Here is a 26,440-nt window from a genome sequence, read left to right as displayed (position 1 = left end):
CGCCCTGTCGGACCTCGATTGGCAACTGCGCGAGACCGCCGACGGCATCAGCGGCTTCCTGATGTACGCCGCTGACCTGTTCTCGCCGAAGACCGCCGAACGCATGGTGGCGCGGCTGGTGCGGACCATCGAAGCGGTCTGCGCGAACCCGGACGCGCCGGTCGATGCGATTGACGTCATCCCTGCCGATGAGCGACAGCTGATGCTGGTCGAGTGGAACGCCACCGCCGCCGACTATCCGCGCGACCGCACCGTGCATTCCGGCTTCGAAGACCAGGCCCGCCGCACGCCGGAGGCGACGGCCGTCACCGGCGCGGGCGAGTCGTGGACCTACCGGGCGCTCGACGAGCGCGCCAATGCGATCGCGCTCGACCTGGTGCGGCGCGGCGTCGGCAGAGGTGCGCTGGTCGGGGTGTCGATGGAGCGCTCGCCCCGGATGCTGGCGGCGCTGCTGGGGATTCTCAAGACCGGCGCGGCGTACGTGCCGCTCGATCCGGGGTTCCCGGCCGATCGCATCAGCTTCATGACGGCGGATGCGGGCGTCGTGCTGACCCTCACCGACTCCGACCTCGCCGCGCTCGACGGCCAACGCGCGCCCAGCGGCCCCGAGGTGGCGGTGGCCGCCGACGACCTGATGTACACGATCTACACCTCGGGATCGACCGGCCGCCCCAAGGGCGTGATGATCCCGCATCGGGCGGTGGTCAACTTCCTGGGGAGCATGGCGCGGCAGCCGGGGCTCACGGCCACCGACTCGCTGCTGGCGGTGACCACCTTGTCGTTCGACATCGCCGTGCTGGAACTGTTCCTGCCGTTGATGGCCGGCGCTCGCATCGTCCTCGCGCAGCGAGATGATGTCGCCGATCCACGCCGGATGATGCAGTTGCTCGATCGTGAAGCGATCTCGGTGATGCAGGCGACGCCGGCGACGTGGCAGATGTTGCTGGCCGCGGGCTGGCGCGGACGGCCGTCGCTGAAGATCCTGTGCGGCGGCGAGGCACTGCCGCGCGACCTGGCCCGCGAGCTGCGGTCGCGGTGCGCCGAGCTGTGGAACATGTACGGCCCCACCGAGACCACGGTGTGGAGCGCGGTGCGGCGCGTCGCGGCGGCCGAAACCGTGCAGGGCGGCGTCGAACCGATCGGGCAGCCGATCGCCAACACGCAGTTGTACGTGACGTCGCCTGACGGCGCGCTGCTGCCGGCGGGTGCGGTTGGCGAGCTGTGCATCGGCGGCGACGGTGTCGCGCTCGGTTACCACAACCAGCCGGCGCTCACGGCGGAGCGGTTCGTGGCCAACCCGTTTGCGCCGGCCGCCGGCGCGCGGATGTATCGCACCGGCGATCGCGCGCGATGGCAGCCGGACGGCACCATCGAGTTCCTCGGCCGGCTCGACCACCAGGTCAAGCTTCGCGGCTTCCGCATCGAACCGGGCGAGATCGAGTCCGTGCTGGGCAGCCACCCGGCGGTGGCGCATTGCGCGGTGATGGTGCGTGGCGCCGACAGCGATGCCGCGCTGGTCGCCTACTACGTGGCAAACCCTGGCGCCGAGGAGGTCTCCGCCGACGCATTGCGGGATCACCTGCGGCGCAGCGTGCCCGACTACATGCTGCCGTCGGCGTTCGTGCGGCTCGAGCGGATGCCGCTGACACCCAACGGCAAGATCGATCGCGCCCAATTGCCCGCGGTCGAGCGGCCGCCCGCCCCTGGCGGTGAGGCGCCGGTCGATGACACCGAGCGAGCGATCGCCAGACTGTGGGAGTCCGTCCTGCAGGTGAGCGCGCCGGCGCGCGACGCCAATTTCTTCGACCTCGGCGGCCATTCGCTGCTGATCGTCCACCTCCACCAGCGGTTGGTGGAGTCGCTGGGCGCGACGTGTGACACGCTTGATCTGTTTCGCTACCCGACGATTCGCCAACAGGCGGCGCTGCTCGATGGCGCGCCGGCCCGCCGGGATCTGCGTGGCGAGGCCAGCGCGCAAGGACAACGGCAGCAGCAGGCGCTGATGCGCCAGCGGGCGCTGGCGGCTGGACGAAAACGATGACTGAGTTGACTGAGCCCGGCGCTCCCGAACCGATTGCGATCGTCGGCATGGCCTGCCGCTTTCCGGGCGCGGCGGATGCGAACGCGTTCTGGCAAAACCTGCGGGACGGTGTCGAGTCGGTGCGCTTCTTCTCCGAAGAGGAGTTGCGCGCGGCCGGCGTCGGCCCGGAGGTCTCACGCCAACCTGGCTACGTGCCTTCCCATGGCTGGCTCGACGGCATCGACGCGTTCGATGCCGAGTTCTTCGGCATCTCGCCACGCGAGGCCGAGGCCCTCGACCCGCAGCACCGCCTGTTCCTCGAGTGCGCGTGGGAGGCGATCGAGCACGCCGGCCACAACCCCGACACCGTCGGCGAGCGCTTCGGCGTGGTCGCGTCGGCCGGCCTCAACACCTACCTGCTCAGCAACATCCTGCCGCGGAAGGACCTGGCGACCGCCGCCAACTTCTATTCGCTGTTCATCGCCAACGACAAGGATTTCCTGCCGACGCGCGTCTCCTACAAGCTGAACCTGCGCGGGCCCAGCCTGAACGTCAACACGGCGTGCTCCTCCTCGCTGGTCGCGGTGCACGTTGCCTGTCAGATGTTGTGGTCGTATCAATGCGACGGCGCCCTCGCCGGCGGCGTGTCGCTGCAGGTTCCGCCGGTGCGCGGGTATCAGTATCAGCCCGGGGCCATCGCCTCGCCGGATGGCCATTGCCGCGCGTTCGACGCCGCTGCCGCCGGCACCGTCACCGGCAGCGGCGTCGGCGTCGTCGTGCTCAAGCGGCTCAGCGACGCGCTGGCCGCCGGCGACACGGTCCACGCCGTCATCCGCGGCAGCGCCATCAACAACGACGGCGCGTTGAAGGCCGGATACACGGCCCCAGGCGTCGAGGGTCAGGCCGCCGTCATTGCCGAGGCGTTGGCTGTTGCCGGCGTCTCGTCCGAGAGCATTTCTTACGTCGAGGCGCACGGCACCGGCACTCCGCTCGGCGATCCGATCGAAATCTCGGCGCTGGCACAGGCGTTCGGCGCCGAGCCGCGGCGGCACCCGTGCCGCATCGGCGCGGTCAAGACCAACATCGGCCACCTCGACTCCGCCGCCGGCGTGGCCGGCCTGATCAAGACGACGCTCGCCCTGGAGCACGAGACCATTCCGGCGACGCTCCACTTCACGGCGCCGAACCCGAAGATCGATTTTGCGAGCACGCCGTTCACGGTTGCGGCGGAACGCACGCCGTGGCCGCGCGGAACCGCGCCTCGCCGGGCGGGGGTGAGTTCGTTCGGTATTGGCGGCACCAACGCGCACGTGGTGCTGGAGGAGGGCCCGGCGGCGCCGGAACGTCCCTTGCGAGCGTCTGCCCGCCTGTTCGTGCTCTCCACGCGCTCGCGCGCCGCGCTCGATCGCGCGGTGCCGCGGCTCGCCTCGCACGTCGCCTCGTCTTCGGATCGACCGGACGACGTGGCGTGGACGCTGGCGATGGGGCGGAAGCCGTTTCCATACGCGGCCTTCGCCGTGGCGAACTCGACTGACGAACTGGCAACGGCGTTACGTGCCGGCCGGGTGACGAGCGGCGAGCGGCCGGCCTCTCCGCCGCGGATCGCGTTCCTGTTCCCGGGGCAGGGCGCGCAGCAGGTCGGCGCGGGGCGCGAGCTGTATCGAGACGAGCCCGCGTTTCGCGCGGCGTTCGACGCCTGCGCCGACGCACTGGTCGCGGCCGGCGCACCTGATGTGCGGCCGCTGCTCCTGCGCGAGTCCACACCAGAGGCGGAAGAGGAGTTGCGCAAGACGGTGCACGCGCAGGGCGCGCTCTTCGTCCTGGGCTATGCGCTGGACGCGCTCTGGCGCAGCTGGGGCATCGTACCCGGTGCGGTGATCGGCCATAGCTCCGGTGAGTATGCCGCCGCGGTGTCTGCCGGAATCCTGACGTTGCCCGATGCCGCGCGCGCGGTCGCGGCGCGCGCGCGCCTGATGGGGCAACTGCCGCCGGGCGTGATGGCAGCGGTGGGCCTGAGCGAAGCGGACCTTCGGCTGCTGTTGCCGGACGGCTTGCACATCGCGGCGGTCAACACACCAACCTTGTGCACCGTGGCCGGTACCGCCGCGGCGCTGGCCGTGCTCGAGCAACGCCTCGCCGGCCGCCGCACGATGGTGCGCCGCCTGCAGACCGCGCACGCATTTCATTCGCCCGCTGTTGACCCGGTGCTGCCCGCGTTTCGGGCCACCCTTGACGGCGTGACCTTCAGGGCCCCGCAGGTCCCGTTCTATTCAACGGTGCTGGGCGCGCGCGCCGATCTGTCGCGCCTGGGTGATCCCGATCTCTGGGTGCGGCAGGTCCGGCAGCCCGTCCTGTTTGCGCCGGCAGTCGAGGCCCTGCTGGCCGATGGCTTCACGACGCTCGTCGAACTCGGGCCCGGGACCACGTTGACCGGTCTCGCGCGCCACGCGCGCACCAAGCCGGCGGCGGTCGTGCCGGGACTGCCGCGCGAGGCCGATGGCCGCGCGCAGGTCACGGCGCTGGGGCAGTTGTGGCTGCAGGGCGCGCCGGTTGACTGGAGCGCGGTGTTCGCGGCCGACCGGCCTCGGCGCATTCCGCTGCCCACCTATCCGTTCGAACGGACCCGTCACTGGATTGAACCGGTGATCGAGGCGACGGATGCGCCCGATGTGGCGGACTGGTTCTACGTTCCCACCTGGGAGCAATCACCGCCGCTGGTGGACGGCACCGCCGCGCCCCTGACGGGGCGGTGGCTGGTGTTCGCTCGCGCGGGCGGTGAGGACCAGCCGCTGATCGACGCCATCGTGCGTCGCGGCGGAACCGTCGCCGCCATCACGCCTGATGCGGATGGTGACTACCAGGCGCTGCTGGCCCGCCTCGAACGCGACGGCCAATCGCCCGACCGCGTCCTCCACTGCTGGACCCGCGGGGCCGATGACTCCGCGTTCGTGCAGGAGCAGGGCTTCAACGCCATCTTCCGCTTCATGCGCGCGCTCTCGCACGAGGGCAGAACGGTGCGCGACCTCACGATCGTGACCTCGGGCCTGGCCGACGTGCACGGTCACGAAGCGCTCCATCCGCAGACCGCCTGCATGCTCGGTCTCGTTGGCGCCATCCCGTCGGAGTACCCCGGCATGGGCTGCCGCATTCTCGACGTGGACGCGCATGCGAAGGCCGATGACGTGGCCCGCGAGTTGGCGCAGCCTGCCGATACGCCGGTGACGGCCTGGCGCGGCAAGACCCGCTGGACGGCGCGCTTCGAGGCGTTGCGCCTGCCACCGGTGGAGGGCGAGGCGCAGCCCTTCACCTCAGGCGGCACCTATCTGATCACCGGCGGCGCCGGCGGCCTCGGCCTGGTGATCGCCGAGCACCTGGCGCAGACCGCGCGCGCGCACCTGGTCCTGACCACGAGGCGGGCGCTGCCGCCACCGGCGCAGTGGGAGCAGCTCGCCCGCGAGGGCGTGCGCCAGAGCGGCATCGACACGCCGCTGCCGGATCTCACCGCGCAGATCGTGGCGATGGAACATCGTCTCGGCCGCGAGCTTGGCATTCAGCGCATTCGCGATCGCGCGGGCCTGCTCGACACGGCCAACGCGCTGAGTGCGGCCTACGCGCTCGATTACCTGCAAGGGCGCGGCGTGCTCACGAGCGTTGGCGAGCGGGTGTCGCGGCCGCGGATCCACGCGGCGTGTGAGGTGCTGCCTCAGTTCCGGCGGCTCGTGGACCATCTGCTCATCACGCTCGAGCAGGAAGGCTTCGTTCGTGTCGATGCAGACGAGGTGGTCGTGCTCAAGGCCGCCGCGCCGCGGCCGGCCGCCGCGCAGCTGGCTGATGCGTGCGCGGCCTATCCGGGGCTCGCGCCTACGTTCGAGCTGCTTCAGACCTGCGTCGCCAGTTATCCCGACGCCTTGAGCGGCCGGGTGCCGGCGGTCAGCGTGTTGTTCCCCGACGGCGGCCGCGGGCGGATCGTCGATGCGGCGATGCGCACTGATGAGTACGCCAACAACCGCGTCTACCGCACCTTGCTCGCCGATCTCCTGGCCGCAATCGCGACGCGCGCGACCCGGCGGCCGTTCCGGATCCTCGAAGTCGGCGGCGGCAACGCCATCATGACCGGCCTGATCGCCGAGCGGCTGCAGCGGCTGAACCTCGACGTCGAGTACGTGTTCACCGACATTGGCCGCAGCTTCGTGATGGCCGCTGAAACGCGGGCGCGCGAGCTGGGCTACGGGTTCATGCGGTTTGCGACCTTCGACATCAGCCGCGATCCGGCGTCGCAGGGCTTCGAGCCCGGCAGCTTTGATGCCGTGATTGGCCTCGACGTCGTGCACGCGACGCCGCTGATCGCCGACACCGTGCGCAACCTGCGCGTGCTGCTGGCCGGCGGCGGCCTGCTCGGCCTCGTCGAAAGTGCGCGCACCCACCGGTGGAACGACATGGTGTGGGGCCTCGCCGAAGGCTGGTGGGTGTTCCAGGATCCCGATCTGCGCAACGACAACTCGCCCCTCCTGAGCACCAGCCGATGGGAGACGGCGCTCGCGGCCGGCGGTTTCTCATCGGTCGTCGCGTTTCCACAAGACCAGGACGAGCGGGCGCACACCGATTGTTCGCTGGTGCTGGCGCAGCGTCCGGAGGGCGTGGCCGGTGAGGACCCGGGCCTGTTCCAGTCACTGCTGAGGGTTCGACAGCACGCCGCCAGCGTCGAGGTGTGCCAGGCCGACGTCGCCGATGCCGTGGCGATGGAACGCGTGGTGTCCGGGGTTGAAGCGCGTCTGGGCCGCATCGATGGCGTGATCCACGCCGCGGCGGTGGAAGCCAAGGCGCTGATTGCCTCGCGCGACGGCGGCATCGAGGACCGCGAGTTCCGGCCGAAGGTGGCCGGCACGCTGGTGCTCGACCGCGTGTTCCGGTCGCGGCCGCTCGACTTCATGGTGCTGTGTTCGTCGATCACCGCGGTGATCGGCGGCCCCGGCCAGGTCGGCTACTGCGGCGCCAACGCGTTTCTCGACGCGTTCGCGTGCGCGCGGACCCGTGAGCGCGACGAGCTGACCGTTTCGATCAACTGGGGCCGCTGGCAGGGCATCGGCCTCGCCCGCGACTTCGAGTCGTGGTACGAGTCGCGAACCGGCGAAGCGCTGGTCGGCGGCATGACCATCGCCGACGGCCTCGAAGCCTTGCGGCGGATCCTGCACTATCGCATCGCCCCGCGCGTGGCGGTGATGACCAGCGAGTGGCGTCCCGATCGCCGCGCCGCCCTCGCCCCGGCGCTGGGGACCGCCAGCCGGCCGGCGGTGGCCCCGGCCGCGGTTGTCGCCGAGGAGTTCCGCGGCTCGCCGATCGAGCAGCAGCTCGCCGTGATCTGGCGGCAGGTGCTTGGCAGCGCCCGCTTCGACCGGCACACCACGTTTCAGGAACTCGGCGGTGACTCGCTGGTCGGCATCCAGATGCTGGCGCGGATCCGCGAGCAGCTCGGCGTGCAGTTGCCCATTCACACGGTGTTCGATGCGCCGACCATTGCCGCGCTGTCGGTGGTGATCGAGCGGAACGCCGTCGAGATGGAGGAAGGCACCCTCTGAGCGCCGTCGCCGACCTCGTCCGCCACCTGGACCAACAGGGCATCGCGCTTCGCGTCGAGCAGGGCGTGCTGCGCTTCCGCGCGCCCAAGGGCGCCCTGACCCCGGAGTTGCGCGCGCTCGTGCAGGCGCGGAGCGCCGAGATTGTCGCCCACCTGTCGGGCGCGACGGCGCCGGCGGACCAGATCGCGGCGATCGACCGCGCCGGCCTGCCGCGGATGTCGTTCGGCCAGGAGCGCATCTGGTTCCTGCATCGCTTCGAAGGCCCGAGCAGCACCTACAACATCACGCCGGTGTTCCGCCTGCGCGGCCCGCTCGCGATGCCGGCGCTGCAGGCCGCGTTCGACGCGCTCGCTCGACGCCACGAGCCGTTGCGGACGCGCTGCGCCGAGAGTGACGGCCTCGGCGTGCAGGTGGTCGAGGCGCCGGCGCCGGTGCCGATCCGGATCGTGTCGCTGCGGGACGTGCCGGCGGCCGAGCGGATGGCCGCGGCGGAACGGCTGATCCTCGAGGAGACGGCAAAGCCGTTCGACCTCGAGCGGGAACTACCGCTTCGGGTAACGCTGATCGAGTTGAACGCGGCGGATCGCATCCTGCTGCCGTTCATGCACCACATCGCCGCCGACGGGTGGTCCCTCGGCGTGCTGCAGCAGGAGTTCAACGTCCTCTACGACGCCGCCGTCACCGGCCGGACACCGGACCTGGCGCCGCTGCCGGTGCAGTATGCGGACTTCGCCGCGTGGCAGCGATCGATCCAGGAAGGCGAACGTGGGCGCGCCGGGCTCGACTACTGGCGGCGGCAGTTGGCCGGTGCCCCGCAGACGCTGGCGCTGCCGCTGGACTTCGAGCGGCCGGCGACGCTGACCTCCAGCGGGCAGGTACTGCACCGCTCGATCCCCGAGGCCACCGCGAACGCGATTGCCGCGCGGGCGCGCGCGGAGGGCAGCAGCCTGTTCATGATCCTGCTGGCCGCCTACGCGGTGCTGCTGCACCGCTACTCAGGCCAGGACGACCTGCTGATCGGCAGTCCCGTGGCGGGGCGGCCGCGCCGGGAGCTGGAAGCGCTCATTGGCTGTTTCGTCAACACGCTCGTGTTGCGGGTCCGCGTGACCGGCGTCGAGACCTTCACTGAACTGCTGCGGCAGGTCCGGCAGACGGCGCTCGACGCCTACTCGTGGCAGGACGTGCCGGTCGAGGCGGTGATCGACGCGGTGATCGAGCAGCGCGATCCGTCGCGCATCCCGCTCTATCAAGCCCAATTCAGCCTGCAGAACGTCCCGGTCGGCGCGGCGGCGGTGTCGAGCCTGCAGGTCGAGCCGATGCCGATGGACCGGGTCGCCGCCAAGAACGACCTGTCGTTCATCCTCGAGCGGCGCGAGGGCGCCGGCATCGCGGCGGAAGTCGAGTTCAACACCGATCTGTTCCGCGAAGAGACGCTGCGCGGGATGTGGGACGACTACCTGCAGCTCCTCGAGCACGTCATCGAGGCGCCGGAGACGCCGGTGTCGTCGCTGCGGATGCGATCGACGTCCGCGGACGAGGCGCCGGCCGTGGTGGCCAACGAGGGCCCGCAGGACCTGGTGGCCTGGTTCGAAGCCGCCGCGGTCACGCACGCACCGCACACGGCGGTGAAAGACGCGGGCGGCGAGCTGTCGTACGCGCAGCTCGATCGGCGGGCCGATGCGATTGCCGCCGCGCTGCTGGCGAACGGCTCCGCGCCGCAAAGCCCGGTCGGCGTGCTGATGCGCCGATCGCTGAACCTGCCGGCCGCCATTCTTGGCGTGCTCAAGGCGGGCGGCGCCTACGTGCCGCTCTCCAGCGATCATCCGGCGGAGCGCCTGCGCTTCATGCTGGCGCACGCCGGCGTGCGCCTCTTGATCGTGGATGAGGCCACCGCCGCGTCGGCGCGCGCGCTGATTGCCGGGACTGAGGTGGCCGCGATTGTGATCACCGCGGCGATGTTCGAGGCGCCACCGGCGCCGGTGACCCGCGCGCGGCCGATCGCGCCGGATGATCTCGCCTACGTCATCTTCACCTCCGGATCCACCGGCCGTCCCAAGGGCGTGATGATCGAGCATCGCTCCGTGGTGAACCTCGCGCATGCGCTCCGGGATCTCGTCTACGCCGGCCTGCCCGATGCGCAGAACGTGGCGCTGGTGGCCTCCCCGGTGTTCGACGCCTCGGTGCAGCAGGTGTTCGCCACGCTGCTGTTCGGCCACACGCTGTGCCTGGTCCCCGAGGACCTGCGGCGCGACGGCGAGGGCCTCTGCAGGCTGTTCCGCGACTGGCGCATCCAGGTCAGCGACGGCACCCCAAGCCTGCTGGGCCTCATGCTGCGCGGCGGGCTGGTGGCACAGTGCGGCGCCACGCTGCGGCACTTGTTGATTGGAGGCGAGCCGCTGCCCGCCGACCTGCTGCGCACGCTCTATCGAGACCCGGCCGGTCGCGGCATTGCCGTCACCAACGTCTACGGCCCGACGGAATGCTGCGTGGACGTGGTGGCGCTGCGCGTGACCGCGGCGGACGCGCTCGATGGCGCGGTGGTGCCCATCGGCCGGCCCATGCGCAACTGCCAGGCCCTGATTGTCGATCGCCACGGCCGCACCGTGCCGCCGGGAGTGCCGGGCGAGCTGGTGATTGCCGGCGTGTGCGTCGGCCGCGGCTACGTCAACGACGCCGCGCTCACGGCCGACCGTTTCCACGCGCTGCCCGAGGCGGGACTGGCGCGCGCCTATCGCACCGGCGACGTCTGCCGCCGCACGCGGGCGGGCGTCATCGAGTTCCTCGGCCGCAACGACGACCAGGTCAAGATCCTCGGCCACCGCATCGAGCTGGGCGAGGTGGAAAGCCACCTGCGCGCCCACCCGGCGATTGCTGACGTCACGGTGCAGGCCCGGCTCACCTCGAAGGGCTACCGCGAGATGGCGGCGTATGTCGTGGCCCGCGAACCGGTGAGCGTGACGGAGCTGCGAGAGTTCGCCGGCGCCCGCATGCCGGCCTACATGATCCCGGCCTACTTCGTGCCGCTCGACGCGCTGCCGCTCAACGAGTCGGGCAAGGTGGCGCGCGATCGGCTGCCGAACCCAGAGACCGCGCGCCTGCTGCCCTCGGGCGCCGAGTACGTCGCCCCGGCCGGCGCCGCGCAAGAAGCGCTGCTGCAGGTGTGGACGCGGACGCTGAAGCTCGAACGCGCCGGCGTGCGCGACAACTACTTCGCCAGCGGCGGTGATTCGATCAAGGCCTTGCAGCTCGCTTCGCGGCTGCGCGACGCCGGCTGGAAGGTCGAGATCCGCGACATCTTCAGGTTCCCGACCATCGAGCAGCTGTCGCCCCACCTCAAGCCCTGGGCCGGCGCGGCCGCCGACCAGGGCTCGGACGTCGGCGTGGCGCCGCTCGCTGCGACCCAGCGCTTCTTCTTTGATACCTACGGCGCGGGTGCGACCTTCAACCAGGCGATCCTGCTTCGCCCATTGAAGCCGCTGAGCGTGGAGACCTTGGGAGCCGCGCTGGCGGCGCTGATGGCGCACCACGGCATGCTGCGCACGCGTTTCGTGCGGCAGCACAGCGAGTGGATGCAGGAGACGCTGGCGCCCGGCGCCGTGCCGCCGCGGATCCTGGCGCGGCCCGAGCCCACCGCACAATCGTTCGCACTCGACCGCGCCCCGCTGTGGTCCGCGGCGCTGTATGACGCGGCAGACGGCCAGCGGCTGTTGCTGACGGCACACCACCTGATCGTCGATGGCGTGTCGTGGCGCATCCTGCTTGACGACCTGCAGGCCGTGCTCGATCAACTCGATCGCCACGAAGCCGCCTCACTGCCGGCCCGTTCGGCACCGTATTCCGCGTGGGTGGAACACCAGCGCCAGGCGGTGAGCACCAGCCTCGCGGGCGAGCGCGACTACTGGTCGGCGACGGCCGATGCCCAGGAGGCACTGGGACGTCGGCAGGCGGATCGGCAGGCAGATCGGCGCGAATTGCGCGCCGTGCTGTCGCCGGATCAGACCCGGGCGCTGCTGACCGACGCGCACGCCGCCTACACGACCGAGATCAACGATCTGCTGATCGCCGCGGTGGCCCGCGCGTGGTGCCGTTGGACGGGCGACGATCGTTGCGGCCTCACGGTGGAAGGACACGGCCGCGAAGCGCTCGATGGCGACATCGACACCACGCGGACCATCGGCTGGTTCACGTCGATCTTCCCCGTGACCATCCCGTTGCCCCGCAACAGCAGCGAAGGCGCCGCGATTGAGGTGGTGAAGGACGCGCTGCGCGCGATTCCGCGAAAGGGCGCCGGCTATACCGTGCTGCGCTATCTCGGTGGAGAAGCCGTCGGCCGCCTGTCGCCGTTGCCGTCGCTGGCGTTCAATTACCTCGGGCGCTTTGATTCGACCGCCGAACGCTGGTTCGAGCGCGCACCCGATGCGCCGCCGCCTACCGTGACACCCGACGTCGCGCTGCCATGGCCGCTCGAGGTCACCGCCGCGGTGGTCGGCGGCCGCATGGAGATGGCGCTGGCTTACAGTTCGGCGCGCTACGAATCAGCGGCCGTCGAGCGCTTCTTCGCCCTCGTCCAGTCCGAACTCGATGCCATTGTTCGCCACACGCTCGACCATGGCGCCTCGGCGGTGCAGGACACGCGGCCGCTCACGCCGTTGCAGGAAGGCATGTACTTCCATGCCCTGTCGGAGCCGGAATCCGAGGCCTACTTCGAGCAGTGGTCGTTCCGTATCGAGGGTGACCTGCGGCCGGAACTGGTGCGCGCATCCTGGAACGATCTGTTTGCGCGTCACGACGCACTGCGCACCGTGTTCACGGCCGACACGGGCGGTCGGCCGCGGCAGCAGGTGCTGCGCCATCGCGAGGTCGACCTCACGGTCAAGGATCTCTCGGCCACACCGGCGGTTTCGCGCGAGGAGCGTCTCGGCCAGGAGAAGGACGCCGATCGGCGCCGCGGGTTCAGGCTCGATGCGGACCCGCTGGTCCGCGTGCTGCTGATTCGATGGGCACCGGACCTGTGGGACCTCGTGTGGAGCCACCACCACATCGTGCTCGACGGCTGGTCGGCGGGGCTCGTGCAGTTCGAGTTTCTCGAAACCTATGCGGCGAAACGGGCGGGACGGGCGCCCGCACTGGAACCGGCGCCGGCGTTTGGCGATTTCGTTCGCGCGCTCCCGGCCGCGACCGATACCGCGTTCTGGCAGGGATACCTGGGCGGCTACGAGACCACCGCGGAGATCCCGCGTGCCGCGACGCCGGGGCCGGCCGGACTCGCCCGGCAGCTGGTGGAACTGTCGCCCGACACGTCGGCGCGCATCGCGGCCTTCTGTCGAACCGAGGCGGTCACGTTGAGCGCCTTCGTGCAGGCGATCTGGGGCGTCATCCTCTCGCGCTACGCCTACTCGGACGACGTGGTGTTCGGGTACGTGGTGTCGGGCCGCCCGCCGAGTCTTCCCGGTGTGGAGCGGATGGTCGGCCTGCTGATCAACACCATTCCCGTTCGGGTGCGGCTCCACGAGGATGAATCGTTCAGGGCGTTGGTCAAGCGCCTGCTGATCGACGCCGCCGATCTCACTGCGCACCAGCACGCGCCGCTGGTCGACGTGCAGCGCGCCAGTGGTGCGTCGGCGCCGCTGGTCAACCACGTCGTCGCGCTCGAGAACTATCCGCTCGAAGAGGGCTTGCGCGCCTTCGGCCGCCGCGAGCTCGGGTTCGACATCACGTCGGCCGTCAGTTACGACCGCACCAACTACGGCTTCGACCTGGTGGTGCTGCCGGGCACGGACGCGTTGCGGTTCCGGTTGTCATGGGATCGCTCGATGCACGACGAAGCGCTGATGACGAGAATTGGCGCGCAGCTGCGTCACCTGATTGAAGAGGCCTTGGAGCATCCGGACCGGAGTCCGTGCCGGATGAACATCCTGCCGGCGGAGCAGCGCGACGCGGTGGTCACCCAGCCGAATCGCACCGCCGCGAACTATCCGGATACCGCGACCATCGTTGACCTGTTCGACGCGCAGGCGGCGCGTCAGCCCGACGCGCCCGCCGTGCTGGCGCCACACCAGTCCGAACGCTGGATCAGCTACCGCGAGCTGCAGTCGCGCGCGCAGGCCGTGGCGGCCACACTGCACCACGACCTGCACGTGGCGCCCGGCAGCCGGGTAGGCGTGTATCTGCGGCCGTCGGTTGAGGCGGTGGTCGCCGTGCTCGGAGTGCTCAAGGCCGGATGCACTTACGTGCCGGTCGATCCCCGCTATCCACAGGAGCGGGTGCAGTTCATCCTCGACGATGCCGGCGTCAAGGCGGTGCTCGCCGCTCGCGAAGACGCGACCGCGCTCCAGTCGGCGGCGTGTCCCATCATCGACGTCGCCACGCTTCCCGCCACCGACGCGCGGCCCCTGCCGGTGGCCTCGAAGCCGGATGATGTCGCGTATGTGATCTACACGTCCGGCTCCACCGGCCTGCCCAAGGGCTGCCTGGTCACGCACCGCAACGTCGTGCGGCTGGTCGTCAACGATCGCTTCGACTTCACGTTCGGCCCCGCCGACGTGTGGGTGATGGCGCATGCGCTGAGCTTCGACTTCTCGGTGTGGGAGATGTACGGCGCGCTGCTGCACGGCGGCCGCCTGGTGATGCCGGCCCGCGACGTCGTGCAGGATGTGCCGCTGTTCCGCGATCTCATCGCGACGCACCGGGTCACGGTGCTGAACCAGACGCCGCTGGCGTTCTACAACCTGGTGGCGGTCGAAGAGGCGCGGCCCGGCCACACGCTCGGCAGCCACCTGCGCTACGTGATCTTCGGCGGCGATCGACTCGACACGGCCAGGCTGCAGCCGTGGGTGCGCCACTATCCGGCCGAGACCGTGGCGCTGGTGAACATGTACGGCATCACCGAGACCACCGTGCACGTCACTTACTGCCGGCTGACGAGCGAGCAGATTCGGTCGCCGGGCGGGCGCAGCCCGGTCGGGCGGCCGCTGCCGGAGACCACCGTCTACGTCTGCGATCGTCACCTGAACCCGCAACCGCTGGGCGCCCCCGGTGAAATGCTCGTGGGCGGCAGCGGCGTGTGCCTCGGCTATCTCGATCGTCCGGAACTCACCGCCGCGCGCTTCATCCCGGACACGTTCGCCGGCTCGGGGCGGCTCTATCGCAGCGGCGACCTGGCGTTCCGCGACGAGTCGGGCGCGCTGAACTTCGTTGGCCGCAACGACCACCAGGTCAAGATTCGCGGGCATCGTATCGAGCCGGCGGAAGTCGAGCGCGCGCTCCGCGCGGTTGCCGGTGTGACGCAGGCGGCGGTGATCGTGGAGCAGGGCGCGGCCGGCAACGAGCTGACGGCGTGCGTCACCGGAAACGTCAACGCCGAGGCGGTGCGCGCCGCGCTCGGCGAGCGGCTGCCCGACTACCTCGTGCCCGGCGGCATCGTGGTCTGTGATGCGCTTCCCCTGACGGCCCACGGCAAGCTCGACGTCGCCGCCGTTCGCGCGCTGCGCACGCGGCAGGCCGCCGCGTCGGGTCCCGTCTTCGAGGCTCCCGCGAGCGAGCGCGAAGAGTTGCTGGCGGGCATCTGGGCCGAGGTCATCGGCGTGGACCGCGTCGGCCGCCACGATCGGTTCATCAGCCTTGGCGGCGATTCGATCAAGTCGATCCAGATCCTGGCGCGGCTGCGGGCGCGGGGGCTGACGGTCGATCTGAAGGATCTGTTCCGCTATCCGACGGTGGCCGAGCTGGCGCCGCGGCTGCAGGAGCGCCGGACGACCCAGGTGGCGACGGCCGGCGGCGCGTTCGCGCTGACGCCGATCCAGCGCCGGTTCTTCGAGGAGCATCAGGTCGAATCCGCCCACTACAACCACGCCGTGCTGCTGCGGTTTGACCGCGAGACCGACGTCGCCCGGCTGCGGCAGGCGCTGCAGCACCTCCAGGACACGCACGGCGCGCTTCGCCAGCGGTTCGAGCAGACCGCCGATGGTTGGAGCGCCACCATCGCGCCCGCTGGTGAGGCGGTGGCGTTCACTGTCGAGGATCTCCGGCGGGAGCCCGAGGCGCTGGAGGCGATGCAGCGGCTGTCGGCCCGTGAGCAGACCGGCTTCAGTTTGAGCGCGGGCCCGCTGGTCCGCGCGACCCTCTTCCGCCTGCCTGACGCGGATCGCCTGTTGCTGGTGGCGCACCACCTGGTCGTTGACGGCGTCACCTGGCAAATCGTGCTCGAAGACCTGGCGGCCGCGCTCGCCGGCGAGCCCGTGATGGAGGCCACCGATTCGTTGGCGGCGTGGTCGGCCGCGCTCCACGCATCGGCCTCCGACTCCCGAGTGCTGGCGGAGCTTCCGTACTGGCAGGCGATGGACGAGGACGATGGCGCGGTGGCGGCGGCCATTGGCGAAGCGGGCCACTACGCCGACGCGGTGGAAGAGTCGATCGAGTGGACCGCGCCTGAGACCGCCGACTTGTTGCGTCGCGCGCCGGCCGCTTACCAAACCAATGCCGGCGAGCTGCTGTTGACCGCGGCGGCGAGAGCGCTCGGCCGCTGGACCGGCGGGCGGCGCGTGCAGATTGCCCTCGAGGGACACGGCCGCGACGGCGTCCCCGGTGTGGATGTCAGCCGGACGGCGGGGTGGTTCACGGCGCTGTATCCGTTCATGCTCGATCTCGAGGATCAGCCGGTCGGCCGCCGCATCCGCCAGCTCAAGGAGGATCTCCGCCAGGTGCCCAACGGCGGCACCGGCTATGGCATTCTGCGATACCTGTCGCAGGCGCCGGCCGCGGCGCGGTTGCACGCGCGTCCCCGCGTCTCGTTCAATTACCTGGGCGAGTTCCGGACGGTCGATTCAGCGGGCAGCTTCGCGTTGTGCGACGATCCGATTGCGCCATCGGCAAGCCCGGCTGGACCCCGCCCGTTCGCGCTGGAGATTGCCGCCATCGTCGTGGCGGATCGCCTGCGGCTGTCACTGATTTTCGCGGCCACGCGCCTCGCGCGATCGCGGGTGCGCGAGCTCCGCAATGCCCTGGACGAGGAGTTGCGCCGCGTGGTCGAACACTGCATCACTCGTGAGGCCACGGAATTGACCCCTGCCGACCTCACGCACAAGGGCATGACCCTGGACGAACTGGACGATCTTTTCGATGACGATTAGACGGGAAGACTTGAAAGACCTGTACCCCCTCACGCCCATGCAGGAGGGGATGCTGTTCCACGCCCGGCACGAGCCGGACAGCCCGGCCTACACCGAGCAAGTCGTGTGGCGAGTGAGCGGCGGTTTTGACGTGGCCAAGTACCAGGCGGCGTGGGATGCCCTTCACGCGCGGCACGACGCGCTGCGCTCCGTGTTCACGCACGAGAAGAGCCGTGAGCCGTTGCAGATGATCCTGAAGGAGCGGCGAGCCGACTTCACGTTCGAGTCACTGTTGGCCCTGCCGGCGCAGGCACGCGAGGCGCGCGCGGTCGAGGCGCGAGCCGCCGAGCAGTCCTGCGGCTTCGACCTGGCGCGTGGCCCGATGCTGCGCGTCCGCGTTCTCCAGGTAGACGCGACCGAGCACGACGTCATCCTGACGTGGCATCACATCTTGTTCGATGGCTGGAGCACGCACCTCGTCTTGCGCGATCTGCTGTCACTGTATGCCGCCGCGCTCACCGGCTCCGCGCCCGAGCTGCCGCCGGTGCCCTCGTACGCCCCGTACGTGGAGTGGCTCAAGTCTCGCGATCGCCAGGCTTCGTTGTCGTATTGGCAGCGACTGCTCGATGGGTATGACGCCAGCGCGGAGATCGCGCCGCTCGCGGCAGCCGGCGCCGGACCTTGCGAGTTACAGCGCGTGGACTTTCGGCTCGACGCCACCACCCAGCGCGAGCTTCAGGCGCTGGCTACCGCCCAGGACGCGACGCTGAGCAGCGTGGTCCAGGCCGCCTGGGGCGTGGTGCTCGGGCGCTACGGCGACGCGCGCGACGTGGTGTTCGGCGCCGTCGTGTCGGGCCGCTCACCCGAAGTGCCCGACATCGAGCGTATCGCCGGCCTGCTGATCAACACCATTCCGGTGCGCGTCACCTACGGCGACCACGACACCTTCGCGGACCTGGTCACGCGAGTGCAGCGACAGGCCATTGATTCGCAACCGCACCACGCCTCGAGGCTGGCCGAGATCCAGAACCTCTCGGAGCTGCGCGCAGGGCTGATCAGGCACCTGGTCGTCTTCGAGAACTACCCCGCGTCGCAGATTGGCGCCGGCTCCACGGGGCTGGCCGCGCGCGTGGTCGAGTCCAGCGAGCCGACCAATTACGACCTGGTCGTGATCGTCGAGCCGGGCGACACGTTGCGGATCGAGTTTCAGTACAACGCCGGCGCCTACACCTTGCAACAGGTCACCGCGCTCGCCGGCCACCTCGGTCGCTTCCTGAGCGAGGCGGCGCGTCAGCCAACATCGCCGATCGCGCGCGTGAACATGCTGGACGCTGCCGAGCGCGATCAGCTGGTGCACGGGCTCAACGCGACCGCGCGCCCGTATCCGTCCACCAGCACGTTGGCGAAGCAGTTCGCCGAGTCGGTCACGCGCAACGGCCCAGGGACAGCGATCAGCGCCGAGGGCGTGACGCTGACATACGACGAGCTCGATCAGCGGTCGAACCGCTTGGCCCATCACCTGGCGGCCAACGGCGTGGTCGCCGGCGACCGGGTCGCGGTGCTGCTCGAGCGGTCGCCGGTGCTGGTCGAAGCCCTGCTCGCCATCATCAAGCTTGGCGCCTCCGTCGTGCCGTTGGATCCCGCGGCGCCGCTCGACCGCACCGCCTTTGTCGTGAAGGATGCCGGTGTTCGTGCGTTAGTGGCCATGGCCGCGTCTGACGTGCGCCTGCCCGGCATCACGCGCATCGCGCCCGACGCGCAGGCGTCGCAGATCGTGGCGTGCCCATCCACGCCGCCGCCCGCCGCCGCCACCGTGGCGACGGACGAAGTGGTCCTGTTCGACACGTCCGGTTCAACCGGGATCCCGAAGGCCGTTCGCGTCCCTCACCGCGCCATCCTGCGCCTGGTGATCAATTCCGACTACGTCGTGTTGGGCCCGAACGACAAGGTTGCGCACATCTCGAACGTGGCGTTCGATGCTGTGACGTTCGAGGTCTGGGGCGCCTTGCTGAATGGTGGCGAGCTGCACGTGCTGGGCCGCGACACGGCGTTAACCCCGCAGGTGCTGGCGCGGGAACTCCGGTCGCGGGGCATCACCGCGATGTTCCTGACCTCTGCCCTCTTCAATCAGATGGCGCGCGAGGCCCCGGATGGTCTGGCCACGGTCACCACCGTGCTGGTTGGCGGCGACAAGGTCGAACCCCGCTGGGTCAAACGCGTGCTGGCCAGGGGCGCACCGCCGCGGTTGCTGAACGGCTACGGTCCGACGGAGACCTGCACCTTCGCCACCTGGCACCACATCAAGCAGGTCGGTGACGATGCGACCATCATCCCGATTGGACGGCCGATCGCCAACACCACGGCCTACGTGGTCGATCGCGCCATGCTGCTGCAGCCGACCGGCGCCGCCGGCGAGCTGCTGATTGGCGGCGACGGCGTTGCCCTCGGCTATCACAACCGTCCGGAGCTGACCGCGGCCGCGTTCGTGCCCGATCCCTTCGGTGCCGCCGGTGGCACGCTCTATCGCACCGGCGACATCGTCCGGCGCAATGCCGATGGCGACATCGAGTTCCTCGGCCGGCGCGACGGGCAGGTCAAGCTGCGCGGTTTCCGCATCGAGCCCGGCGAGATCGAGTCGGCTCTGCGTACCTTCCCCGGCCTGGACGACGCCCTGGTGCTGCTGCACCAGGACGAAGCGACCGGCGACAAGCGGCTGATTGCCTACCTGGCATTCCCGACGCCGCCGGCGCGCACAATCGAACTCGAGGTGCGCAATCACCTGCGTCCGCGGTTGCCCGGCTACATGATCCCGTCCGTGTTCATGGTGCTCGAGCGGCTGCCGCTGAACGCCAACGGCAAGATCGATCGCAAGGCGCTGCCGGCGCCGATGCGCTCGGGCATGGGTTTCGGCAAGACCTTCGTCGCGCCGGCCACCGAGATCGAGAAGAAGGTGGCGGGCATCTGGGAAACGACCCTTGGCGCCAGCGGTGTCGGGCGGCACGATAACTTCTTCGAGTTGGGTGGTCATTCGCTGACCGCGAGCACGGCCATTTCGCGCATTCGCGCCGAGCTCAAGGTGGACGTGCCAATCGCGTCGTTCTTCGAGTGCACCACGCTCGAGGCGCTGGCCGCGCTGGTGGCAGGCCTCCAGGCGGGCGCCGCGCCTGCCCCAGCCGGCATCACACGCGTTCAGCGGGAAGCGCACAAGCGATGAACATCCTGGGATTCACCGGCGGCTTCGACCGCGTGCACGAGTCGCACTACGGCTTTCCAATCGACTTCGCGCACGACGCCGCCGCGGTGCTGGTCCAGGACGGCGTCATCACGGCGGCGATCGAGGAAGAGCGCCTCAACCGCATCAAGCACACCAACAAGGCGCCGGCCAACGCGGTCCGCTTCTGCCTGGAGCAGGCGGGCCTCGGGCTCGACGACGTTGACTACTTCGGCTACTACGCGACCGAGCCGTTTCTCGACGAGTTCTTCCTGCGCTATCACCTCGACCATCCGCACCTGGGCCCGTTCACGGGCACGCGGGCCATTCTGCAGGACGTCTTCGAGCGCGACTTCGGTCATCGTCCCGAGGCCGATCGCTTCCGCTTCATCAGCCACCACATGGCGCACGCCGTCAGCGCCTTCGCGGTGTGCGGGCACGAGGATGCGCTGGTGCTGTCGATGGACGGCGTCGGCGAGAGCGTCTCGACCATGGTGCTCGACGGCCGCGGCAAGGCGCTGAACGTGCTGGCGGCGAAGCCGCAGCACTACAGCCTCGGCAATTACTACACGCGGGCGATCGGGTTTCTCGGCTACCGGATTTACGACGAGTACAAGGTGATGGGCCTCGCGCCCTACGGCGACCCCGGCCGCTTCCGCGGCGTGTTCAACGAGTTCTACGCGCTGCTGCCGAACGGCGACTACGTCATCTACAACGAGCGCGTCTTGAACCTTCACCGGACGCTGCCGCCCCGGCGCCGTGGCGAGCCGTTCACCCAGCTCCACAAGGACATCGCCGCCGCCCTGCAGGAGTCGCTCGAGGCGATCGTCTTTCACATCCTGCGCCATCACCAGGACGTGACCGGCCACGACAACCTGGCGCTGGCCGGCGGCGTGGCGCAGAACAGCAGCATGGTGGGGAAGTTGTGGCGCAGCGGGCTGTTCCGCGACATCTTCGTGCAGCCGGCGGCCGACGATGCCGGCTGTGCGATTGGGTGCGCGCTGGCGGTGGCGCACGAGATGACGCCGTCGCTGCCGAAGACGCGGCTGGCGCATACCTTCTGGGGCACCGACGCCGGATCGAGCGAGAGCATTGCCGCCACGCTCGAGGCGTGGTCGCCGTTCCTCGAGTCCCGGCGGATGGCGGATCCGTTTGCCGAGACGGCGGCGCTGCTTGCTGACGGCGCCGTCGCCGGTTGGGTCCAGGGGCGCACCGAGTTCGGCCCGCGCGCGCTCGGCAACCGCAGCATCATTGCCGACCCGCGCCTGGCCGCGCACAAAGACACCATCAACGCGATGATCAAGAAGCGCGAGGGCTATCGTCCGTTCGCGCCGTCGGTGCTGGCGGAACGCGCCGGCGACTTCTTCGAGATCCCCGAGGATCAGTCGCAGTTCCCGTTCATGTCCAGCGTACTGCAGGTGCGCGAGCAGTGGCGGGAGACCCTCGGCGCGATCACGCACGTTGACGGCAGCGCCCGGCTGCAAACCGTCAGCCGCGACACCAATCCGCGCTACTACGCGCTGATCGAGGCGTTCGGCAAGCAGACCGGCGTGCCGATGCTGCTAAACACCTCGTTCAACAACAACGTTGAGCCGATCGTGAACACCGCGGAAGAGGCCGTCACCTGCTTCCTGACTTCGGGTTTGAACTACCTGGTGATCGGCGACTACCTCGCCTGGAAGCGGCCCGAATTGGGCCCCGCGCTGCTCGAGGGCTGCCGCCTCTGGCTGTCGCCCTGCAGCCGGCTGACGGCAACGCATGCGGTCGATGAGCATGGCGCGCGCGAGACGCGATTCGCGCTCGTGCGGAACTACGACAGCACCCGATCCCTGGCGATTTCGGAAGCGGCCTACCGCGTGGTCGAGGCGGCCGATTCAACGACCACGCTCGCCGAGGTACTGCCGCGTTGTGGCGCCAGCGCCGGCGATGCGACGCTCATGACCGAGCTGTTCGCGTTGTGGAGCGATCGCTACGTGCTGGTGTCGCCCGGAGGGCCGGCGGCGTGAGCGACGTGTTCGTGCTGCCGATGTCGCCGGCGCAGCAGCGCCTGTGGTTCCTGGACCAGATGGATCCGGGCACGACGATGTTCAACATTCCGGCGGCGTTCCGGCTCCACGGCCGGCTCGAGGCGGCGGCGATTGAGCGGATCCTGACCGCGCTCGTGGAACGCCATGAAGTGTTGCGCACCACGCTCACGAGTGTGGACGGCGAGCCGGTGCAGGTCATCCATCCGGCGCGGCCGGTGGCGCTGCCGGTCAGCGATCTGAGCGCGCTCGGTCCGGACGTGCGCGGCGCGGCACTGCTGCGGGAATTGCGGGCGGCCGCCGCGCACCCGTTCGATCTGGCGGCCGGCCCTCTATTCCGCCCGGCGCTGTGGCGCCTGGCCGACGACGATCACGTCCTGATGCTCGGCATGCACCACGCCATCTCCGATGGCTGGTCGATCGGCGTGCTGTGCCGCGACTTCGCCGAGCTGTGGACGGCCGGGCGCGAGCACCGGGAGGCGCGGTTGCCCGTCCTGACGATTCAGTACGCCGACTACGCGCACTGGCATCGCACGCGCATGCTCAACGGCGAGCTCGACGGCCAGCGGCGCTACTGGCTCGAACAGTTGCGCGGCCATCGCGGCATCCTGCGGCTGCCGACCGATCGGCCGCGCCCGTCGTCCCAGACCTTCAACGCCGGCGCCTACGAGTTCCGCCTCCCCGAGCGCGTGGTCGATCAACTGCGCGCCTTCTGCAAGGAGACCGGCGTCACGCTGTTCATGAGTTGCATCAGCGCCTACGCCGCGCTGCTGGCGCGTTACAGCGGGCAGCACGATCTGCTGGTGGGCATTCCGGCGGCGGGGCGCACGCAGGCCGAGCTCGAGCCGTTGATCGGGTTCTTCGTCAACGCGCTGGTGATCCGGTTCCGGCTCGATCCGTCGGCCAGCGTCCGCGACCTGGTTGCCGACGCCAGGCGGACCGTGCTCGACGCGTTCTCGAACCAGGACTACTCGCTCGACGGGCTGATGGAGTCGCTGTCGTTCGACCGCGACTCCGCCTACGAGCCGCTGGTGCAGGCCACCTTCGCGTTGCAGAACTTCGCGAGCGGCGCCGAGGCGCTGCCCGGGCTGGACGTCGAGGGCATCCAGGTCGAGTGCATGCACACGCGCTACGACCTGATGCTGCTGCTGACCGAGAACCCCGAGGGGCTGCCGGGCAACATGATCTACAACAGCGACCTGTTCGACCAGGCCACCATCGCGCGAATGATGCTGCACCTCGAGCGCATGCTCGAGGGGATGTGCGCGTCGCCCGAGGCGCCGCTGTCGTCGCTGCCGCTGGTCACGCCAGCGGAGCTGTTCGAGGCGCTCGAGCTCCCCACCGAGCAGTACGAACAGGTGCTGCCGCTTGGCCCGATGCAGCGCGACATCTACATGGACACGCTGGCCAACCCGGCCAGCACGCAGAACGCGGTCGGCCTGGCGTTCGCGGTGAGCGAGCCGATCGACCCGGAGCTGTGGCGCGAGGCCGCGCAGGCGCTGACCGACACGCAGCCGATCATGCGCACGCGCATGCGCGCGTCCAGCGCGCCCTACCTGGAGCAGGCCTACCAGTGCGTGCTGCGGCGCGACCGCGCCGAGCTCGAGCTCGTGGACCTGCCGCGCGCCGCGACCGCGCCCGACATTCGCCAGGCCATCGCGGCGAACATTCACCGGCCGTACGACCCGCACGGACGGCTGGTCCGGCACTTCCTGATCAGGGTGGCGGGAGGCCAGTGCCTCGCCGGCTTCGCCAACCATCACATGCTCCTGGATGGCATCGCCACGAGCCAGGCGGCCGCCTGGGTTGCGGCCGAATACACGCGCCGCATTGGCGGCGATCTGGTGCCGGAGCCGCTGCCCCCCGCGCTGTTCCATGAGTTCCTGCCGCGGCAGCGTGCTGAAACCGACACGGCCCGCGTGCTCGCCTGGTGGCGCGCGGCGCTCGCCGAAGTCACGCCGCTGATCTGCCCGGCCGAAGGGCGCCCGGGCGTGGCGGTGACGCGTGAGTTGCCGATGCCGGCCGACCTGTGGAACGACGCGCGCCGCTTCTGCCGCCAGCGCCGGATCACGCCGCAGATCCTGATGAAGTGCGCGTTCGCAATCGTGGCCGACGGGCATGGCCGCGCCGACGGCGATCTGTTGATCCAGGAATTCCTCGGCGGCCGCCCGCCAGGCCACGCCGCCGCGCTGGGGTGCTACTACGAGGGACTGCCGTTCGTGGTGCCCCGGACGCTCCTCGGCCTGGACGGCGTCACGGCGGACCTGTTCGAACACGCGCGTGCCGCGCAGAAGAACGCGTCCGAGTATTCGGGCATCTCCATCTTCGAGCAGCGCCGCCTGGCGCCGGCCGGACGAGTGTCGCTGCTCTTCAACTACATCACGGCGAAGTTGACGGTGCCGGTGGGCAACGAGGTCGCCGACGTGACGCGCTTCACGCCCTACGCCGAGGGCTTCGTCCAGTTCGAGATCAGCGTGGTCGGCGACCGGGTGGGGATGAGCGTCACCTACGATCCCGGCATCTTCGCCGAGCGTCGCTTTCTCGAACGCGTGGAAGGCGTCGTCCGCCAGTTAATCGCCGGTGTCGAGCGCGTCGCCGATCTTTCAATGCAACTCGCGGATGAGCCAAGCCTCACCGAGGCGATCCGGCCGCTCGAGTACCACTCCATTCCTGAAGAGATTGCGCGCCAGGCCGCGCGCACGCCTCACGCACCGGCGGTCATTCAGGGCGAGAGCGTTCTCAGTTACCAGGATCTGCTGGCGGAGGCAACGCGCATTGCGCAGGTGTTGCGAGCCGACGGCATCGGCGCCGGCGACCTGGTCGGTGTGTGCCTCGAGCGGTCGCCGCGCATGCTGGTGGCGATGCTGGCGGTGCTGCAGACGGGTGCCGCGTACGTGCCGATGGACGCCGCGTATCCGGATGGCCGCCTGCGGCACATGGCGAGCGACGCGAAGTGCCGCGTCATCCTGACGCAGGCCTGCCTGCTGGAGCGCTTCGCCGGCCTCGACTGCCGCCTGCTGGCGCTCGATCGGGAAGACGCGCTGGTGGCGCCGGCCGTTAACGCACCCGCGCACCCGCGCGGACCGGCGAGCACCTTCTACGTGCTCTACACCTCAGGCTCCACCGGTCTGCCAAAAGGCGCCGCCGTTCACGACCTGGGCGAGTGGAACCTGGTGAGCTGGTATGTCCGCGAGTTCGGCATCGGCCCAGGCGACAAGTTCCTGATCATCAGCGCCTTCGGTTTCGACCTGACCCAGAAGAACTTCTACGCCGCGCTCGTGACCGGCGCGACGATTGTGTTGCCCGAAGGCACCGAGTTCGATCCCGCGCGCATCGTCGATACCGTCGGCGCCACCGGCGCGACGGTGATCAATTGCGCCCCCGGCGCCTTCTACAGCTTGCTCGACAACCCGGCGCGTCATGCCGACCTGGCTTCGCTTCGCTATGTCTTCCTGGGCGGCGAGCCCATTCGCGTCAGCGCGCTCGAACCCTGGCTTCGCAACCCGCACTGCCGGGCAGAAGTCGTCAACACCTACGGTCCGACCGAGTGCACCGACGTCGTTTCGTACTTCCGGCTGACGGAGCCGCTGCGCTACCTGGATCGCGAAGTGCCGCTCGGCGCACCGGTGGACAACGTTCGCCTGCACGTGCTCGACGAACTGGGACGGCCGTCGCCGCCGTACGGCGTGGGCGAGCTTTGCATCTCGGGCGTCTGCGTTGGATCCGGATACTGGCAGAAGCCGGAGATGACCGCCGAGCGGTTCGTGCCTGCCCCCGGTGGGTTGGGGACGATGTACCGCACGGGTGATTTGGTCTATCGGCTGGAGGACGGCGTGCCGGTGTTCATTGGCCGCCGCGATTCGCAGGTGAAGATCCGCGGGCTGCGCATCGAGCTCGGTGAGATCGAAGTCGCGCTGGCCGAGACGACGGGCCTCGCCGAATGGGTGGTGCTGGCGATTGCCGACACGCTGGTCGCCTACGTGAAGACCGTCGGCGCGTCGCCGTCGGCGGCTGACGTGCGCGCGCGGGTCGGACGCCGCTTGCCTGATTACATGATCCCGCCGGTGGTGGTGGCGGTCGAGGCCTGGCCGCTCAGTCCGAACGGCAAGGTGGATCGGGACGCGCTCTCGCGGCTGAAGCGGCCCGACGGCCCCGACGTGTCGACGCCGCCGCGCACGGAGACCGAACGCCGCATTGCCGCGATCTGGCGAGAGGTGCTCGAGCGCCCCTCGTTCGGGCGCGAGGAGAGTTTCTTCGCGATTGGCGGCCACTCACTGCTCGCCGCCAGGGTGGTGGCGAGGATCCGCGCCGCGTTCAACATCGAGCTGCCGCTGCGGGCGGTGTTCGAGGCGCCGACGATTGCCGCCATCGGCAGCCACATCGACCAGGTAGTGTCGGCGAAGGCTGCCGATGTCGACCCGGAACTGCTCGAAGCTCTTGCTGGGATGTCGGACGAGGAAGTGAGCCGGCTGCTGTCGGACGCCGGCGCTACCGAACCGTGA

Annotated in this window: 6 protein-coding genes (1 of these 6 cut by a window edge); all 6 read left to right on the top strand. The window is 69.8% G+C overall.

Going from position 1 to position 26,440, the window contains the following annotated elements; all coding sequences use genetic code 11:
• Tightly spaced (each overlapping or abutting the next), the 6 genes in view from WC815_18140 to WC815_18115 form a layout consistent with a single transcriptional unit that may run on beyond the window.
• Positions 1-2,041: the 3' portion of an amino acid adenylation domain-containing protein gene (locus tag WC815_18140; GenBank protein ID MFA5910705.1), read on the top strand. 1,301 nt of this gene lie to the left of the window's left edge; 2,041 of the gene's 3,342 nt are visible here — the last part of the coding sequence; its start codon lies beyond the left edge, outside the window; it ends in the stop codon at positions 2,039-2,041.
• Positions 2,038-7,596, top strand: a complete 5,559-nt coding sequence (locus WC815_18135; GenBank protein ID MFA5910704.1) for a beta-ketoacyl synthase N-terminal-like domain-containing protein — start codon at positions 2,038-2,040, stop codon at positions 7,594-7,596. Before WC815_18140 ends, WC815_18135 begins: the two co-directional genes overlap by 4 nt.
• Entirely contained in the window at positions 7,593-16,724 is a 9,132-nt protein-coding gene (locus tag WC815_18130) for an amino acid adenylation domain-containing protein (protein ID MFA5910703.1), read from the top strand. Before WC815_18135 ends, WC815_18130 begins: the two co-directional genes overlap by 4 nt.
• Entirely contained in the window at positions 16,714-19,917 is a 3,204-nt protein-coding gene (locus WC815_18125; GenBank protein ID MFA5910702.1) for an amino acid adenylation domain-containing protein, read from the top strand. Before WC815_18130 ends, WC815_18125 begins: the two co-directional genes overlap by 11 nt.
• Positions 19,914-21,920, top strand: coding sequence for a carbamoyltransferase C-terminal domain-containing protein (locus WC815_18120; protein ID MFA5910701.1), 2,007 nt, complete (start codon positions 19,914-19,916; stop codon positions 21,918-21,920). Before WC815_18125 ends, WC815_18120 begins: the two co-directional genes overlap by 4 nt.
• The gene (locus WC815_18115; protein MFA5910700.1) at positions 21,917-26,440 is read left to right on the top strand and encodes an amino acid adenylation domain-containing protein; all 4,524 of its coding nucleotides are present in this window, start codon (positions 21,917-21,919) and stop codon (positions 26,438-26,440) included. The genes WC815_18120 and WC815_18115 overlap by 4 nt, the downstream gene beginning before the upstream one ends.

This window comes from Vicinamibacterales bacterium (assembly GCA_041659285.1).
Classification (GTDB): domain Bacteria; phylum Acidobacteriota; class Vicinamibacteria; order Vicinamibacterales; family UBA2999; genus 12-FULL-67-14b.
This window is presented reverse-complemented; position numbering and strand designations above follow the sequence as displayed.

Coding starts and splice junctions, on each gene's coding strand:
- WC815_18135 (MFA5910704.1), top strand. CDS start 2,038: ATGACTGAGTTGACTGAGCCCGGCGCTCCCGAACCGATTGCGATCGTC.
- WC815_18125 (MFA5910702.1), top strand. CDS start 16,714: ATGACGATTAGACGGGAAGACTTGAAAGACCTGTACCCCCTCACGCCC.
- WC815_18120 (MFA5910701.1), top strand. CDS start 19,914: ATGAACATCCTGGGATTCACCGGCGGCTTCGACCGCGTGCACGAGTCG.